Below are 15579 nucleotides of genomic sequence, written 5' to 3' on the forward strand. Positions count from 1 at the left end.
GTCCTTGAGGGCCAGGGTCTGGCCCACCTGAGGCAGTTCGACGAAGACCACGTCGCCCAGTGCCTCCTGGGCATGGTCGGTGATGCCGATGGTCACGGTGCCGTCGCCGTTGTCCAGCACCCATTCATGGCTTTCGGCGTAACGCAGGTTGGGGAGGAGCGAGCTCATGCGTGTTTCCTATAAGAAATTTGTTTCACGGCAATGATCCTAGAGCCACTCGAGGTTCGACGCCAGCCACTGCGATTATCATTTTTTTATATATGGTAATTCAAAATAAGAATATCAGAGATGGAGTGTGCATTCATGCCAGCTTATTGCATATAGTTCAGTTGCTTAAGTGAAACCGAGGCCGGCGTGTCGAGCACATCATCGTCCAGAAGGCCGACAGGGCCCATGTTTCCCCAAGGCGCCTATTGTTTCCTTTAAGAAACTTCATCTAGTCTGAGCCATGCGAGCGCGACCCGTCCGGTGACGCCGAGGCGGTGATCGACGCACTTCTCTCTCAGTCAACCAGAGGCGACCCCCATGAGTGACCCGAAGCGCACCCCACTGTATGACCTGCATATCGAACTGGGTGCCAGGATGGTGCCCTTTGCCGGCTACGAGATGCCCGTCCAGTACCCCCTGGGCGTGAAGAAGGAGCACGAGCACACGCGCTCCGCCAGCGGCCTGTTCGACGTGTCCCACATGGGCCAGGTGCTGCTGCGGGGGCCGAACCCGGCACAGGCCCTGGAGACCCTGGTGCCGGCCGATCTCGTCGGCCTGCCCGAAGGCATGCAGCGCTACGCGCTTTTCACCAGCGAGGAAGGCGGCATTCTCGACGACCTGATGGTGGTCAATGCCGGGGATCACCTCTATCTGGTGGTCAATGCCGCCTGCCAGGCGCAGGACATCGCCCACCTGCGCCAGAACCTGCCCGACGGCTACGCGGTGGAGGAGCTGGACCGCGGCCTGCTGGCCCTGCAGGGCCCGAAGACCGCCGAGGTCATGGCGCGTCTCTGCCCGGGGGCCTGCGACATGGTCTTCATGCAGCATGGCCACTTCGAGATCGCTGGCATCCCGGCCTGGGTCAGCCGCAGCGGCTACACCGGCGAGGACGGCTTCGAGATCTCGGTGCCCGCCGAACAGAGCGAGGCCCTGGCGCGCCGCCTGCTGGCGGAGCCGGAGGTGGAAGCCATCGGCCTGGGCGCCCGCGACTCCCTGCGCCTGGAGGCTGGCCTTTGCCTCTATGGCCATGACATCGACACCGACACCACGCCGGTCGAGGGCGGGCTGATCTGGGCCATCGGCAAGCCGCGCCGCCCTGGCGGTGAGCGCCCTGGCGGCTTCCCCGGCGCCGACAGGATCCTCAAGCAGGTCGAGGCCAAGGATCACCGCCGCAAGCGCGTCGGCCTGCTCGGCGAGGGGCGCGCGCCCGTTCGCGAGGGTGCCCCCCTCCATGACGCCGACGACAACCGAATCGGCATCGTCACGTCCGGCGGCTTCGGACCCACGGTCGGCAAGCCGGTCGCCATGGGCTATGTGCCCATCGCCCTTGCCGAGGTCGGCACCACCGTCTATGCCGAGGTGCGCGGCAAGCGCCTCCCCATGGTGGTGAGCAAGACCCCCTTCGTCGCCCCGGGCTACTACCGCGGCAAGTAAGCACCAATGAACGGGGCCGGCATCCCGTGGGTGCCGGCCCCCTCCCGTTCTGCTGGGCGTCGGTGCCCGGCCGAGACTAGACCAGGTAGGCGAGCGCCCCGGCCGCCATGGCCTCGATGCCGGTGCGCAGGGTGACGGGGTTGCCCGGGAAGTAATACGGCGAGTGGGGCATCTCCAGGTGGCGCATCTTCTCCGGCACGCTCTCCCCCGGCGTGGCCTGCCAGCGCTCCTCGGGGGTGGCCCCGATAAACCAGTAGACGTAGGGGATATCCTCGCCACCGAAGCCCCCGGCCTGGGCATTGCCGAAGTAGGGAAAGTCCTCGCTGCCGTTCAGGCGCGGCATGTCGAACAGGCCGGCCTCGCCGAAGTGTCGGCCATGGGCACGGCGGATGTGTTCCACCGCGACGGGGTCATTGTGCAGGGCGAGGGTCTCGTTGAGCACGTGGAATTCCGGCGGCTTCGGGGAGCGGCCGGCCTCGCACTCGGCGCGGACGATGCGCTCGATGGCCTCCACCACCTGCCGGTGGAGGGTGTCGTCGAAGCTGCGGATATTGATCTCGAGCTCGGCGGAGTGGGGAATGATGTTGGCCTGGGTCCCGGCATGCAACTTGCCGACGGTCACCACCACCGTCTGCTCCGGCGGTACCTCGCGGGAGACGATGGTCTGCAGGCGCGTGACCACATGGGCGGCGATCACCACCGGGTCCACGGTCTGGGCGGGCATGGAGCCGTGCCCGCCTGCCCCGTGGATGGTGACGGCCAGGTTCGAGGCCGCGGCCATGGCGCTGCCGGCGATATGGCCCACCGTGCCGGCCAGGGCCGGCATGTTGTGCTGGCCGAGCACCACGTCCGGCCGGGCGAAGCGCTCGTAGAGGCCGTCCTCCAGCATGGCCCTGGCACCGCCGAAGATCTCCTCGGCGGGCTGGCAGACCAGCATCAGCGTGCCCTGCCAGCGCTCCCGGAGCCCGGCCATCACCGCGGCGGCCCCCACCACGCAGCTGCTGTGCAGGTCATGGCCACAGGCATGCATCAGCGGTACCGAGCCGCTCTCGGTCTCCGCCGTGCGCGTGCTGGCGTAGTCCAGGCCGGTGTCCTCCTTGATCGGCAGGGCGTCCATGTCGCCGCGCAGCATCACCGTGGGGCCGTCGCCGTTGCGTAGCAGGGCCACCACGCCGGTGCCGCCCACGCCGCGGGTCACGTCAAGGCCCAGCGCTTCCAGCGCCTCGGCGAGCCGGGCACTGGTCTCGTGCTCCTGGAAGGGCAGCTCGGGATGCTGGTGGAGCTGGCGGTAGAGCGCCTGGACCGGCTCGAAGGCGGCGTCGGTCTGAGCGCCGATCGCGTCTTTCAGTTCGGGCAGAGGGGTGTGAATCGTCATCAGGGTCTCCCGGAATGATCAGGAATGTCGGCTGGCCAGGGCCGGGTCCTGGGAGGCCGGCTGGATGAAGCACTGGCAGGCCGCGACGACGATGACGTTGAGCAGTATCGCCCAGACACCGGCATGCCAGCCCAGCGGGGAGGCCCAGACGAAATCCATCAGCAGGTAGGCCACGCTGCCGACCAGGGCACCGAGCATGACGCTGGCACGGCGCAGGCGCGGGAAGAACAGCGCGCCGATCACTATCGGGAACAGCTGGACGAGCAGCCCATAGGCCCCCAGCAGCAGCATGACCAGCGAGGCGGGGTTGGCCAGCGCAAAGAGATAGGCGATCAGCGACAGGCCCAGCACACTCCAGCGGGTGGCGGATACCGTGGCCTTCTCGCTAGCGCCCTTCATCACCGTGGGACCGAAGACGTCGCGTACCAGCACGACGGCCGCGGTATGGGCCAGGTTGGCACCGGTGGACATGGCGGCCGCCAGTGCGCCGGAGAGCATCAGGCCGATGACCCAGGGCGAGAAGTTGGCGACATCCATGACCAGGCGCAGCAGCACGGTGTCGGCGCGTGCCAGGGGCTCCTCGGCGAACACCAGGATGCCGGCGAAGCCGATGAACAGCAGCGGGACCAGCAGGTAGGCGTAGAGCGGATAGAAGACGCTGACCTTGCGCAGGGACTTGCCGCTATCGGCGGAATAGAACTTCATGAACAGGTGCGGCCACATGGCGCCGCCGAAGGCGCTGACCAGCACCGCCGTGCTGAAGTAGCCCCAGCTCATGCCGTTGGCACCGGGCATGGTCAGGTACTCGGGCATGCTCTGCTGGAGCTGGGTGAACATCTCGCCCACGCCACCGTAGAGGCGTTCGGGAATGGTGAGGCCGAGGAACCAGGCGATGGCGATCATCATGATGCCCTGCACCAGGTTGGTCCAGCCGATGCCACTCAGGCCGCTGGCGAACACATAGGCGGCCACCACGAGGAAGGCCAGCAGGGCGCCGAGCCAGAAGGGCACAAGGCCATCGGTGGCTGCCTGGAACAGCAGGCCGGCACCGGCGATCTGGATGGTCAGATACGGCACCAGTGCCGCCACCCCGATGATCCCGGTCAGCATGCCCAGCGGCCTGCTCTGGTAGTGGTCGGCGATCATGTCGCCCTGGGTGAGGTAGCCGCGCTCGCGTCCCTGCTTCGCCACCCGCGGTCCCAGGGCCCAGATGGTGATCGGCACCAGCGACAGGTAGGCGAGGATGTAGAAGGCCGGTGAGCCGTGCTGGTAGGCCCAGCCCGGCGCGCCGAGGAAGGCAAAGGCAGAGAAGATCTCCGCCCCGAGGATGAAGAACAGGATGACGACACCGACATGGCGCCCCCCGGCGACATAGCCCTCCAGGCTGGAGCTTTCCTGGTTGCGAGCCCGCAGGCCGACCCACAGCACCGCGGCGAGGTAGGCCAGCGTGATGCCGACCACGATCAGGGAATCACTCATGGCGGCCACCTCCGTGACGGACGACGAAGGCGACCCACATGCCGGCGAAGAGCACCAGCATCCACAGGATGTACCAGAAGAACAGGAAGGGAAGGCCGAGCACGGTGGGCTCGATACGGTTGGCGATCAGGGCGCCGGGCCAGATCATGGCCAGGGTGCACACCGCAAAGTGCAGCCCGGTCAGGAGGTGATAGGTCTTGTTCATGGGGAGAGTCCAGCTCGCACACGGCGAGACCTGTTATGGGTTGTCCCGACACTATGAAACGCCTTGTGCGATAGAAAAAATATAGCTTTGGCATTGCTGACATGCCGTATTGATATGGATAGAGTCGGAGACACCCTTTATCTGTCGGCGAGGCGACCATGGAATTCCGCCAACTCAGCTATTTCATTGCCGTTGCGGAGACCGGCTCCATCTCCGCGGCCAGCCGCCAGGTGCACGTCGCCCAGCCGGCGCTGACCCGGCAGGTTCGACTATTGGAGGAGGACCTGGGCACCCGACTGCTGGAGCGTCATGCTCGTGGGGTCAGCCTGACGGTGCCCGGCCAGGCGCTCTACGACGAGGCCGTCCAACTGCTCGACAGGCGCACCCGGATCCGAACGCGACTCTCGGCACTGGGCCAGGGGCTGATCGGCAAGGTAAGCCTGGGGGTAACGGTGACCCACCTTTGGGTGCCGGAAGTGGCAGCGCTGCTGAGGCACTATCGCGATCGCTATGCCAAGGTCGCCTTCGAGGTCTTCCCGCTGCTATCGGGACCCCAGCTGGAGCGGCTGCGGGAGGGCAGCCTGGATGCCGGCATCCTCTACCTGGACAGTGCCGAACAGCCCGGCCTCGAGACTCGCCTGCTGCAACACGACCACCTGATGCTCGCCGTGCCTGAAGCCTCGCACTGGGCTGCAGAGCCACCGCGCCGCCTGAGCGAGCTGAAGGATGCCGACTTCGTCTGGGGCTTTCGCAGCGTCTCACCGGTCTACTACGACCGTGTGATGGCCCACTTCGCCCGCCTCGAGTTCGAGCCACGGGTGGTGCAGTACGGCGCCGACAACATCACCATCCTGAGCATGGTGGCGGCCGGCCTGGGGATCGCCATCGTTCCCTCGGCCAGCAGTGCCCATCCCATGCCGGGCGTTCGCTTCCTGCACCTGGAAGAACTCATCACCTGTGAAATGCCGTTGTGGATGGCCTGGCGCTCGTCCAATGACTCGCCGGCACTCCACAACCTGATTGGCCTGGTCGACGAGGTGTTCGGGAGAGAGGGCGTTTCCTCGCCCGGCCAGGCGGGCTAGGCTGGTCCGCCTGGTCCACTGACGAGAGAGACGGCACGATGCGCCTGCGGTGCCTGCTATACCTGTTACCCCTGGTACTGCTGGCCGGTTGCGAGGAGACGCCGACCGGGCGCTCCCAACTGGCCCTGGTGCCGGACACCCTGATGGCCCAGATGGGCGAGGATGCCTTCGACCAGTTGCGTCGAGGCCAGTCGGTGTCACGCGACGCGGCCGTCAACCGCCGTGTGCAGTGTGTGGCCCGACAGGTGGTGGCCGCCGCCCAGGTGCGCTACCCGGCCGCCGAGCTGCCCGAGGCCTGGGAGGTGGTGGTCTTCGAGGATCCCTCCCCCAACGCCTTTGCCCTGCCAGGGGGCCGCATCGGCGTGCATACCGGCCTGCTGCGGGTGGCCGAGACCCCGGCCCAGCTGGCGGCGGTGATCGGGCACGAGGTGGGCCATGTGCTAGCCGATCATGGCAACGAGCGTCTCACCCAGCAACTCGGCATCAAGGCCGTGCTGCTGCTGGTGGGATTTTTCGGGGAGGGTGATCTGGGACAGCAGCAGCTGATGCAGGCCCTGGGCCTCGGCGCCCGGCTCGGCATTAGCCTGCCGTTCAGCCGCGCCCACGAGGAGGAGGCCGACCTGATGGGCCTGGCGATCATGGCGCGAGCGGGGTTCGACCCGCGCCAGAGCGTGGCGCTGTGGCGCAACATGGCAGCGGCCGGCGGAGGCCAGCCGCCCGAGTTCCTCTCGACCCATCCGGCCCACGGCTCACGTATCGAGGCGTTGCAGCAGGCCATGGAGGAGGCCGTGGCGACCTATCGCACCGCCACGCCGGCCGACTGCTCCGGGTAGTCGTGGCGGGTCTCTCCGAGCCGACAGGGCAGCAGGATGCACAGGCTGAGGGTCTTGCTGCGCCTGAGTCTCAGCGTATTCGCCGTTAGTCCGACTCGCAGCCCCAGGGACATGCCGGCAAGCTGAAGCCGCAAGGTCAGAAAGTCCGCCTGGAGCAGGATAGTGTCGATAATCCTGGCAGGGGTGACGGCTGATGTGTTCGTATCAACCCTCTGGCTGCACATAGGAGAAGAGTCTTGGATAGCACAGTTTCTTTTGATAACGCCCCTGATTACGATGAGATCGTCCGCGTCGTTCAGCTATACGTCGATGGCTTTCAAGGGGGAATCGACAAGCTCAAGGAAGCATTCCATGAAGATGCCTGGATTTTCGCCATCGATGCTGACGGAAGCCTTGGCAAAGGCCTGGTCAGCGACCGTTTCGAGCGATGGTCGACCAGCCACAGGCCGATCAAGGGGCGATTCATTTCGCTGACCCAGGCTGGAGATATTGCCAGTGTCTTGCTGGGATTCGACAACACGGAAGACCTGTCGGATTCCTGGGTTGATGTTATCGCCTTGATGAAGATCGACGGGGCTTGGAAGATCACCAACAAGACGGCTGCTCACAGCAGCAGGGCGGCGTGGGCCAGGCCATGATCATGCTTGATCAAAGTCTTATACCGCGGCGCATTTCCACCAGACCGTCGAAGATTCGAAGAACGGCACCACCGTCAAGCCGATGCTGAAGGTAGGCGAGTCGGCCGGCGCTGCGATCACTCGGCGAACATCTCGAACAGCAGGCCGCGCAGCCAGCGGTTGCCGGCATCCTGATGGAAGCGGCGGTGCCAGAAGAGGTTGATGGCGATCTCGGGGAAGGGCAGGGGGTGCTCGTGCATCGTCAGCGCGAAGCGGTCGCGGGTCGCCTCGGCCAGCTTGTCGGTGACCGTCACCACCAGGTCGGTGCGGCTGATGATATAGGGCACGGCGGCGAAGTGGGGCAGCTCGAGCCGAACCGGCCGGATGACCCCGGCCTTGGCCAGCGACTCCTCCACGATGCCGTGCCCGGTGCCGCGGGCCACCACCACGGCGTGGTGGGCGGCGACGAAGTCGCCCAGGTCGAAGTCCCCGGCCGCCAGGGGGTGGTCACGGCGCATCAGGCAGACATAGCGCTGCACGAAGAGCCCCTGCTGGTAGAAGCCGGCGCCGAGCTGGGGGATCAGGCCGATCGCCAGGTCGATCCGGCCGTCCTCCATGTCCCGCTTCAGGTCGTCGTTCCGGCTGCGCACGGTGCTCAGCCGGATGCCGGGCGCCTCCTCGGCCAGGCGCTGCAGCAGGTGGGGCAGGAAGACGATCTCGCCGATGTCCGTCATGGCGATGTTGAAGGTTCGCTCGCTGACGGCGGGGTCGAAGTCGTCCGGCCGGTTGAGGGCCTCCTGCAGCCGGGCCAGGGACTGGGCCACCGGCGGGTGCAGGCGGCTGGCCAGCGGGGTCGGCATCAAGCCTCGGGAGGTGCGCTCGAAGAGCTCGTCGCCCAGCAGCTTGCGCAGCCGCTTCAGGGCGTGGCTGACCGCCGGCTGGGTGAGGCCGAGGCGCAGGGCCACCCGCTGGGTGTTCTGTTCCTGGTAGAGCAGGTCGAAGACCACCAGCAGGTTAATGTCGATGTCCGAGAGCCGAATCATGCCGGCCCGCCTCGTGCGGGGAATGCCGCTCCGGGCAGGTTGAGGGTATACGACAATAGTCGATGCCTGGCGGCGATGTGGCGTGCAAGCGGTTGATTCATTGTCTTATTAGCGTCACTTATCGGGTGAATTCAGGGGGTTGTGTGGCGGCTGCCTGGCCAGGGGAATAGCGTGACGACCATCACCATAATCCCTGACAGGAGACACCGCCATGGTATCCAGCCCCTCGCGCAAGCGTCTTTCCATCGGCATCGTCGGTGGCGGCATCGGCGGCGTTGCCTTCGCCGTGGCCCTCTCGCGGGATCCGAGCCTCGATGTGCACCTCTTCGAGGCCGCCGAGCGCTTCTCGGAAATCGGCGCCGGGGTCTCCTTCGGCCCCAATGCTGTGCGGGCAATCACGCGGCTCGGCCTGGAGGCGTCCTACCGGCGCATTGCCGACTCCTCTCCCGCGCCCTTCGAGGATGTCTGGTTCGAATGGCGGCGCGGCAGCGATGATGCCTATCTGACCGCCACCCTGGCGCCGGGCTGTGGCCAGTCCTCGGTTCACCGGGCCGACTTCCTGGAGGCCATCGTCGCCAACCTGCCCGAGGGGATCGCCCAGTTCGGCAAGCGCTGTGTGGAGGTCGAGCAGGATAGCGAGGGCGTCACCGCGCACTTCGCGGACGGTCGCACCTTTACCGGCGATATCCTGATCGGCTTCGACGGCATCAAGTCGGCGGCACGTGAGCATGTGCTGCCGCCGGCGCAATACGGTGACCTCGGCCCGTTCTGGAGCGGTACCTATGCCTATCGCGGCATGATTCCCACCGAGCAGTTGGAGGCCGCCATGGAGGCCAAGGGCGCCGACAAGCGCCTGGCACTGGTGCCGCAGATGTACCTCGGACCTGACCGCCACATCCTGACCTTCCCGGTCAAGCAGTCGCAGCTGATCAATGTGGTGGCCTTCATTACCGACCGCGCTACCCCGCATCCCCAACTGCCCGAGGGCGAGGAGTGGGTCACCTCTGTGACCCAGGAAGAGCTACTGGGCGTCTTCGATGGCTGGGGGGCTGGTTCACAGGCCATTCTCGACTGTATTCCCGAGCCCACCCGCTGGGCCCTGCACGAGCTTCCCGAACTGCCCCATTACCGTCGTGACCGGGTGCTGCTAGTGGGCGATGCGGCCCATGCCATGGTGCCCCACCAGGGCGCGGGCGCCGGCCAGGCGCTGGAAGATGCCTATGTGCTGGCCAGCCTGCTGACCGACAAGGCCTGCGACCGCACCAATGCCGAGGAGGTGCTGGCGGCCTTCGAGACGGTCCGCCACGCGCGCACCTGCCAGGTGCAGCGCACCTCCCATGAAGCGGGGGATGTGTACGAGTTCGCTGGTGTCGGCATCGGCGATGATGAAGCCAAGCTGATCGAGAACCTGGAGACCCGCTACGACTGGCTGTGGAACCACGATCCCGGCGATGACGTGGCAGCGGCACGGCGTGAGTTGGGCTGGGAGACCCACGCCGCCCCCCGCGGGAGCGACGGACGCCAGGCCTGAAGTCACAGGTCAAAGCCCGACGCCAATAACGACAATACCCTGACGAAGGACCACCATGATGAAACGAAACAATAAGCTCCTGACTTCCCTGCTGGGCGTCGGCGCCCTGCTCACCGGCCCGGCGGCACTCGCACAAAGCGATGAGCCCGTGAAGCTGGGCCTGATGCTGCCCTATACCGGCACCTATGCGGCCCTGGGCGAGGCCATCACCAACGGCCTCAAGCTGGCCATCGAGCAGAACGGTGACCAGCTGGGCGGTCGTGATGTCGAGTACGTGCAGCTCGATTCCGAGGCCAACCCCTCCAAGGCGCCCCAGAACATGAGCCGCCTGGTCAAGGGCGATGGCGTCGACGTCGTTATCGGGCCAGTCCACTCCGGTGTGGCCATGGGCATGTTGCGGGTAGCCAAGCAGACCGGCGCCATCACCATCATCCCCAATGCCGGGCTGGAGGCCGCCACCAACCAGCTGTGCATGCCCAATGTCTTCCGCACCTCGCACAATATGTGGCAGGACAGCTACCCCATGGGCAAGGTCGCCTTCGAACGCGGCCACCGCAAGGTGGTGACCATCACCTGGGACTACGCCGGGGGCAAGGAGGATTTGACCGCCTTCGAGAACGCTTTTACCGAAGAGGGTGGCGAAATCGTCGAACAGATCCTGGTGCCCTTTCCGAGCACAGAGTTCCAGAGCTACCTGGCCCAGATTGCCAGCATCGCCCCGGACGCCGTCTACACCTTCTTCGCCGGTGGTGGTGGGGTGAGCTTTGTTCGCGATTATGCCGCCGCCGGTCTCAAGGAGAGCATCCCGCTGCTCGGTTCGGGCTTCCTGACCGAGGGCAACCTCGCGGCGCTGGGCGACGCCGGGGAGGGGGTGCTGACCACCCTGCACTATGCCGAGACGCTGGACAGCGAGGAGAACCGAGCCTTCGTCTCGGCCTTTGAAGCGGCCTACGGTGAAACGCCCGACGCCTACGCGGTACATGGCTATGATACCGGCACCATGCTGGCCCAGGCACTCGAGGCGGTGGGGGGTGACACCGCGGACCGCGACGCCCTGATCGAGGCCCTGGCCGAGGTGGAGCTGCAGAGCCCACGGGGACCGCTGCGCTTCTCAGATTCTCACCACCCGATCCAGAACATCTACCTGCGCGAGATTCGCGATGGCCGCCACGAGGTGGTAGAGGTCGCCCACGAGCAGCTCGAAGCGCCGGATGGCGATTGCCGGATGTGATCTTCTCGTAGTCGTGCAGGCCGTAGCGCCTCTTGCGTGGCACAGGCCGAATGCGACTAAAGGCGAACCGATTGGACTAAAGTCTAAGAGGTGAGTATACTGTTAGCATACTCACGATTTGACGGATCCAATACCATGACCATCCAGACGCTCTCCTATAGCACGGCTACCACTACCACCACCAAGGCCTCTCTGATCAAGCGCATCGGCCAGGTCAGCTACCGGCTGCTCGAGCGGATGACCGAGAGCGCCTACCGTCAGCACGAGGCCCGCTTGCGCAACAACTTCTATATCTAACGGGAGAGGCCGCGCTTGGCTCAAGGCAAGCCGGCAACGTGACGTAACGAAAAGAGCCAGCGCATTGCGCTGGCTCTTTTCGTTGGGGAGGGACAGGCTCAGGCGATGTGCTACCCCGCCTGGCGCACCGGTACGCGACTCAGGTGGTTGTTCTCGTCGGCGATGCGTGTCAGCAGCCGGCACAGGGTTTCCCGCTCGCTTTCGCTCAAGGGGGCGAGAATCTCTTCCTGCACCTCGGCTACTTGCGGCTCGGCGTCATTGCGCAGCCGTTCGCCTTCCTCGGTCAGGGTGACCAGCATGGAGCGGCGGTCCTCCGGGTTACGGCGTCGGGTGACCAGGCCGCGTTCCTCCAGCTTGCGCACCACGATGGCCACGGTATTGCGGTCCAGCGCGGTGTAACCGCCCAGGGTGATCTGGTCGATGGGGCCCATCTCCTCGAGTGCGGAGAGGGTGATGTACTGCAGCTGGGTGAGGTTATGTGCCTCGCACTTGCGCAGGAAGATCGCGACGCTGATCTGGTGGCAGCGCCGGAGCAAGTTGCCGGGCAGAGCGCTGGCCTGGGAGAGTGGGGCTCCGGTCATGTTCTCGGTCTTCTCGAGGTGGTGAAAGAAACAAGCCGTGACCATCAGTTGGTCACGGCTTCCATGCAATGGCACTGTCAGTCAGCCCATTCCATCTGCCAAGGCAGATAGCTGACGGGAGCGGCGTGCTTAACTTAAAAGACCTTGCTGGCAGAGTGTAAGTCAGCTGGCCTCCAGCATGAAGCGGTCGAAGTACGCCGCCAGCTCGTCATGGGCCTCCAGCGGCAGCACCTGGGCGATGTGCTGGTCGGGCCGCACGATCACCAGGCACCCCCGCTCCCGGTCGATGCCGCGCATGTCGAAGATGTCCTGGTCATTCTTCAGGTCGGGGCAGAAGACCTTCTCGTAGTCGTGCAGGCCGTAGCGTCCCTTGCGCGGCCACAGGAACTGCGGGAAGGCATCCAGGGAGAGCTCGCGGAAGCCCTGCTGGCAGATGGCGCGCAGGTCGAATACCGAGTCGATGTCGTCCCCTGACGGCGTGTGCTTGCGCACCGGGGAGTCCGGGGACTCGCTCAGGAAGCGGCACAGGCCGCCGAGTCCGGACTCCGGCGCGGTGGGGTCGCCGGCGCCGGCGAAGGCGAACAGCCGCCAGCGGCCATCCGCCTCCACCGTGTGGCCCAGGTGCAGGGGCTTGGCGTCGGACAGGCGCACCACCGGTGCGGAGTGGAAGCGCGTGCCGATCTCTAGGCCGCGGGCGAGGTGCTGGTGGGTCGACTCGGCGGAGATCAGCGAGGGGTAGTACTGGATCGCCGTACCGGCGGTAAAGCGCCCCTGCTTGATGAAGAATTCCTGGAATTCCTTGGGATCCACGCCGTCGCCCTGATCTTCGAGTGAGCCCTCGGGGGAGCCCTTGGGCGGGGCGCTGAACATCTTGGCGAACTTGCGATCGAAGTCGATCAGCTCCTTGGCCACGGTCTGGCGCTCGGTGGTGTAGGTGTCCAGGATCGCCGGCGCAGCCTTGCCCTCCAGCACCGAAGCCAGCTTCCAGCCCAGGTTGAAGGTGTCGCGCATCGAGACGTTCATGCCCTGGCCCGCCTTGGGGCTGTGGGTGTGGCAGGCGTCGCCGGCGATGAACACGTGCGGGACGCGGCTGCCGACCTCCTCGAGGGGCACGTCGTCGAACTTGTCGCACAGGCGCTGGCCGATCTCGTACACCGACCACCAGGCGATCTCCTTCACGTCCAGGGTGTAGGGGTGCAGGATCCGCTGCGCCGCGGCGACCAGCTGGTCGGAGGTGATGTTGCGGCTGGCGACGCGCTCGTCCTCCTTGAGCTTGTCGAGCTCGATGTAGAGGCGCGTCAGGTAGCCGCCCTCCCGCGGGATGACCAGGATGTTGCCCTCGTTGGCAGAGTGGATCGTCGCCTTCATGCGGATATCCGGGAAATCGGTCACCGCCAGCACATCCATCACGCCCCAGGCCTGGTTGGCGGAATCGCCCACCAGCGAGCGCCCCAGGGACTGGCGCACCGCGCTGCGCGCGCCGTCACAGCCCACGACATAGCGGGCGCGGACGGTCTCGGTCTCGCCCTGGTGGGCCTCATCGATGCGCTCGAGCGTGACCGTCACCGGGTACGCCTCGGCGCCCAGGGTGACCGCATCGGCCCTGGCCGGATCGACTTCCACCTCCACCACGCGGCGCGAGTAGTTCGGCTCCAGGCGAGTGGGCGAGTTGCGCATCAGCTCCAGATAGAAGTCGTGGACCCGGGCCTGGTTGAGCACCGTATGCGGGAACTCGGAGAGGCCGTCCTCGGTGTCCTGGATGCGACCGTGGCGCATGATGCTCTTGCGGTCCGCCTCGTCCGGCTTCCAGAACACGGTCTCGTTGATCCAGCAGGCTTCCTTCATCACCTTGTCGACGAAGCCGAAGGCATTGAACATCTCCATGCTGCGGCAGGCGATGCCGTCGGCCTGGCCGAGCCTTATCGGGCCATCCTTCTGCTCGACGATGCGGGTGCGGATCTCGGGGAAGGCCGAGAGCTGCGCCGCCAGGGTCAGGCCGGCCGGTCCACAGCCGACGATCAGCACGTCGACCTCCTCGGGCAGCCGGTCGGAATTGGCGAGCTCACCGGCGGGCTCGTGGAGGGTCGGGTCGCCGGTCTGGATTCCGTTGAGATGGAACTGCATGGGGGCCTCGTCGGGTTGTTGATTTAATCACTATTGTGATCATCACTATTGTGAATTTTATTCAGGGCTCGCAATTAGACCTTCTGCTAACTTCTCACGCGCTAGGGGGCCATCGCCCTGCGCATCTCCGGCAGCGTGGAACTGGTCAGCTGTCTGATGCTGTTCTCACTGCTGGCGGTCATGGCCCCCCATGTGGGGCTGGGCGAGATATTCAAGGGCGTGGCGCCCTTCATCGTCTCGGACTTCCTGCGCCTGGCGCTGCTGATCGCCCTCCCGGTGCTGACCACCCTGTTCCTGCTCTGAGCCGTTGCGTTCGACGGCTCACGCCGCCCCCGGCTCAGTGCGCCTGGCCGGGGGCGTCGCTTTCCGGGGCCTCGGTGGTGTGCTGGCGCAGGCGGAAGTCCCGGGGCGAGAGGCCGGTGAGCCGCTTGAAGAAGCGCGTGAAGTAGGCCGGCTCGGAGAAGCCCAGGGTGTCGGCGACCTGGCTGATGGTCATGTTGGTGTAGGTCAGCTGACGCTTGGCCTCGAGCAGGATCCGCTCGTGAAGCAGCTGCAGGGCACTGCGTCCGGCCAGACGCCGGCAGAGCATGTTGAGGTGGGAACTGGTCATGCCCAGCTGGCCGGCGAACTGCTCGATGCCGGGCTGCTGGCGGAACTGTCCCTCGATCAGTGCCAGGTAGTTCTGCAGGTGTTCCCGGGCGCGGTCCCGGCGGCGGGGCAGCGGTCGGCTGCCGGACTGCAGGTCGCGGTCGGCGAGGCGGGCGAGTTCCACGGTCAGGGCCTGGATCAGGGCCTCCAGCAGGTGGTCGCGGCCGGTCGCCGGATGACGGTATTCGTCATCGAGCTGTGCCACCAGGGTGGCGAGCCGGGCCGCCTCCCGCCCCTCGCCCAGGGGATGGGCCGCGGCGCTGGTCAGGGTGGCGGCCTGTTCCGCCAGTCGGGCATCGAGGCGTTCGACCAGCGGCCTGGCCAGGGTGATGATATGACCCCGGATATCCGGCGAGAAGCGGAAGCCATGGATGCTCATGGCCGGCACCACGATCACCAGTGGCCCCTGCAGCTGTCGCGTGCTGCCCTCCAGCTCGAGCGCCACGTCCCCTGTCGAGACATGCAGCAGGTGCACCAGGTCGGCGTGGCGGTGGGGGTGGATGCGCCAGTCGTGCAGGCGGCTGCGTTCGGGAATCGACTCGCAGTGCAGCAGGTCGGGCGTCGGCCAGTGTTGGGTCTCGCCGTAGAGCTTGAAGACGGGGACATCCGTGGCAGGCGAAGTGGCCATCTTGCCTCCGGTGGGAAGATCTAGACGAAAGTCGATTCCATATCTTGGAAATATCCAAGTAATACTGCCAATCTTGCCTTATCTGAGCCTGTGTTTCATTGAAAAATGCAACTCATGACATCGCCGGCAGGACAGTCGCGGTTGGACATGACGAGGGGCGCCGGGGACAGGCCGAAGAGGAGGTCCGATTCCAGGGGTGAGGCGGAATTAGAAGAACATCCAGTGAATGTTCTTCCCGCCGAACGGGTTGGCCATGGATGGCCA

16 protein-coding genes are annotated in these 15579 nt (G+C 65.7%); 8 read left to right on the forward strand and 8 right to left on the reverse strand.

Translation table 11 applies throughout. The annotated features are described in order from the left end of the window. The coding region (locus CR157_RS19910) for a glycine cleavage system protein H (protein WP_373681030.1) at nt 1-168 on the reverse strand (168 nt) is incomplete at its 3' end. Between the two features lie 357 nt (nt 169-525). Here CR157_RS19910 and gcvT point away from each other — a divergent pair. After that, complete coding sequence (gene gcvT / locus CR157_RS19915; protein WP_110285282.1) at nt 526-1641, forward strand: glycine cleavage system aminomethyltransferase GcvT; 1116 nt, start codon at nt 526-528, stop codon at nt 1639-1641. A gap of 76 nt (nt 1642-1717) precedes the next feature. Here gcvT and CR157_RS19920 read toward each other — a convergent pair whose 3' ends face one another. Genes CR157_RS19920 through CR157_RS19930 form a run of 3 tightly spaced genes read right to left on the reverse strand, consistent with a single transcriptional unit; the run spans nt 1718 to nt 4700 of the window. Beyond that, nucleotides 1718-3016: an amidohydrolase gene (locus tag CR157_RS19920; RefSeq protein WP_110285283.1), complete on the reverse strand. Its 1299-nt coding sequence runs from the start codon at nt 3014-3016 to the stop codon at nt 1718-1720. 18 nt (nt 3017-3034) lie between these two features. Further along, nucleotides 3035-4495 (reverse strand): sodium:solute symporter family protein, encoded by a 1461-nt coding sequence (locus tag CR157_RS19925; protein WP_110285284.1) that lies wholly within the window; start codon nt 4493-4495, stop codon nt 3035-3037. Next, the gene (locus tag CR157_RS19930) at nt 4488-4700 is read right to left on the reverse strand and encodes a hypothetical protein (RefSeq protein WP_089796510.1); all 213 of its coding nucleotides are present in this window, start codon (nt 4698-4700) and stop codon (nt 4488-4490) included. The genes CR157_RS19925 and CR157_RS19930 overlap by 8 nt, the downstream gene beginning before the upstream one ends. A gap of 158 nt (nt 4701-4858) precedes the next feature. Here CR157_RS19930 and CR157_RS19935 point away from each other — a divergent pair, with 158 nt between their 5' ends. The 3 genes from CR157_RS19935 (at nt 4859) to CR157_RS19950 (ending at nt 7253) form a co-directional block, all read left to right on the forward strand. Further along, nucleotides 4859-5782 carry a LysR family transcriptional regulator gene (locus tag CR157_RS19935; protein WP_110285285.1) on the forward strand — a complete coding sequence of 308 codons (924 nt, stop codon included), beginning with the start codon at nt 4859-4861 and terminating at the stop codon, nt 5780-5782. A gap of 38 nt (nt 5783-5820) precedes the next feature. Continuing rightward, nucleotides 5821-6615: a M48 family metallopeptidase gene (locus tag CR157_RS19940; RefSeq protein WP_110285286.1), complete on the forward strand. Its 795-nt coding sequence runs from the start codon at nt 5821-5823 to the stop codon at nt 6613-6615. Between the two features lie 236 nt (nt 6616-6851). Beyond that, entirely contained in the window at nt 6852-7253 is a 402-nt protein-coding gene (locus CR157_RS19950; RefSeq protein WP_181422124.1) for a nuclear transport factor 2 family protein, read from the forward strand. A gap of 116 nt (nt 7254-7369) precedes the next feature. On the opposite strand, the gene CR157_RS19955 is transcribed toward CR157_RS19950, so the two are convergent. After that, nucleotides 7370-8275 carry a LysR family transcriptional regulator gene (locus CR157_RS19955; protein WP_110285289.1) on the reverse strand — a complete coding sequence of 302 codons (906 nt, stop codon included), beginning with the start codon at nt 8273-8275 and terminating at the stop codon, nt 7370-7372. A 211-nt stretch (nt 8276-8486) separates the two neighbouring features. On the opposite strand from CR157_RS19955, the gene salA reads away from it, so the two are divergent. From salA to CR157_RS22695, 3 genes are all read left to right on the forward strand, one after another. Continuing rightward, nucleotides 8487-9806 (forward strand): salicylate 1-monooxygenase, encoded by a 1320-nt coding sequence (gene salA, locus CR157_RS19960; RefSeq protein ID WP_110285290.1) that lies wholly within the window; start codon nt 8487-8489, stop codon nt 9804-9806. A gap of 58 nt (nt 9807-9864) precedes the next feature. Further along, complete coding sequence (locus CR157_RS19965; RefSeq protein WP_110285291.1) at nt 9865-11037, forward strand: ABC transporter substrate-binding protein; 1173 nt, start codon at nt 9865-9867, stop codon at nt 11035-11037. Nucleotides 11038-11172: 135 nt separating this feature from the next. Beyond that, complete coding sequence (locus tag CR157_RS22695) at nt 11173-11334, forward strand: hypothetical protein (RefSeq protein WP_181422125.1); 162 nt, start codon at nt 11173-11175, stop codon at nt 11332-11334. 110 nt (nt 11335-11444) lie between these two features. Here the strand turns inward: CR157_RS22695 and CR157_RS19970 are convergent, their stop codons facing one another. Together CR157_RS19970 and CR157_RS19975 are read right to left on the reverse strand one after the other, a co-directional pair. Then, nucleotides 11445-11915: a MarR family winged helix-turn-helix transcriptional regulator gene (locus CR157_RS19970; protein ID WP_110285306.1), complete on the reverse strand. Its 471-nt coding sequence runs from the start codon at nt 11913-11915 to the stop codon at nt 11445-11447. 162 nt (nt 11916-12077) lie between these two features. Then, nucleotides 12078-14039, reverse strand: a complete 1962-nt coding sequence (locus CR157_RS19975) for an FAD-binding monooxygenase (protein WP_110285292.1) — start codon at nt 14037-14039, stop codon at nt 12078-12080. Nucleotides 14040-14195: 156 nt separating this feature from the next. Between CR157_RS19975 and CR157_RS19980 the strand changes: the two genes are divergently transcribed. After that, the gene (locus tag CR157_RS19980; RefSeq protein ID WP_306766793.1) at nt 14196-14342 is read left to right on the forward strand and encodes a hypothetical protein; all 147 of its coding nucleotides are present in this window, start codon (nt 14196-14198) and stop codon (nt 14340-14342) included. Nucleotides 14343-14376: 34 nt separating this feature from the next. Here the strand turns inward: CR157_RS19980 and CR157_RS19985 are convergent, their stop codons facing one another. Then, nucleotides 14377-15315 carry a helix-turn-helix domain-containing protein gene (locus CR157_RS19985; RefSeq protein ID WP_110285293.1) on the reverse strand — a complete coding sequence of 313 codons (939 nt, stop codon included), beginning with the start codon at nt 15313-15315 and terminating at the stop codon, nt 14377-14379. Nucleotides 15316-15579: the final 264 nt, after the last annotated feature.

The sequence above is a fragment of the Halomonas sp. LBP4 genome (assembly GCF_003202205.1).
In the GTDB taxonomy this organism is placed as follows: Bacteria; Pseudomonadota; Gammaproteobacteria; order Pseudomonadales; family Halomonadaceae; genus Halomonas; species Halomonas flagellata.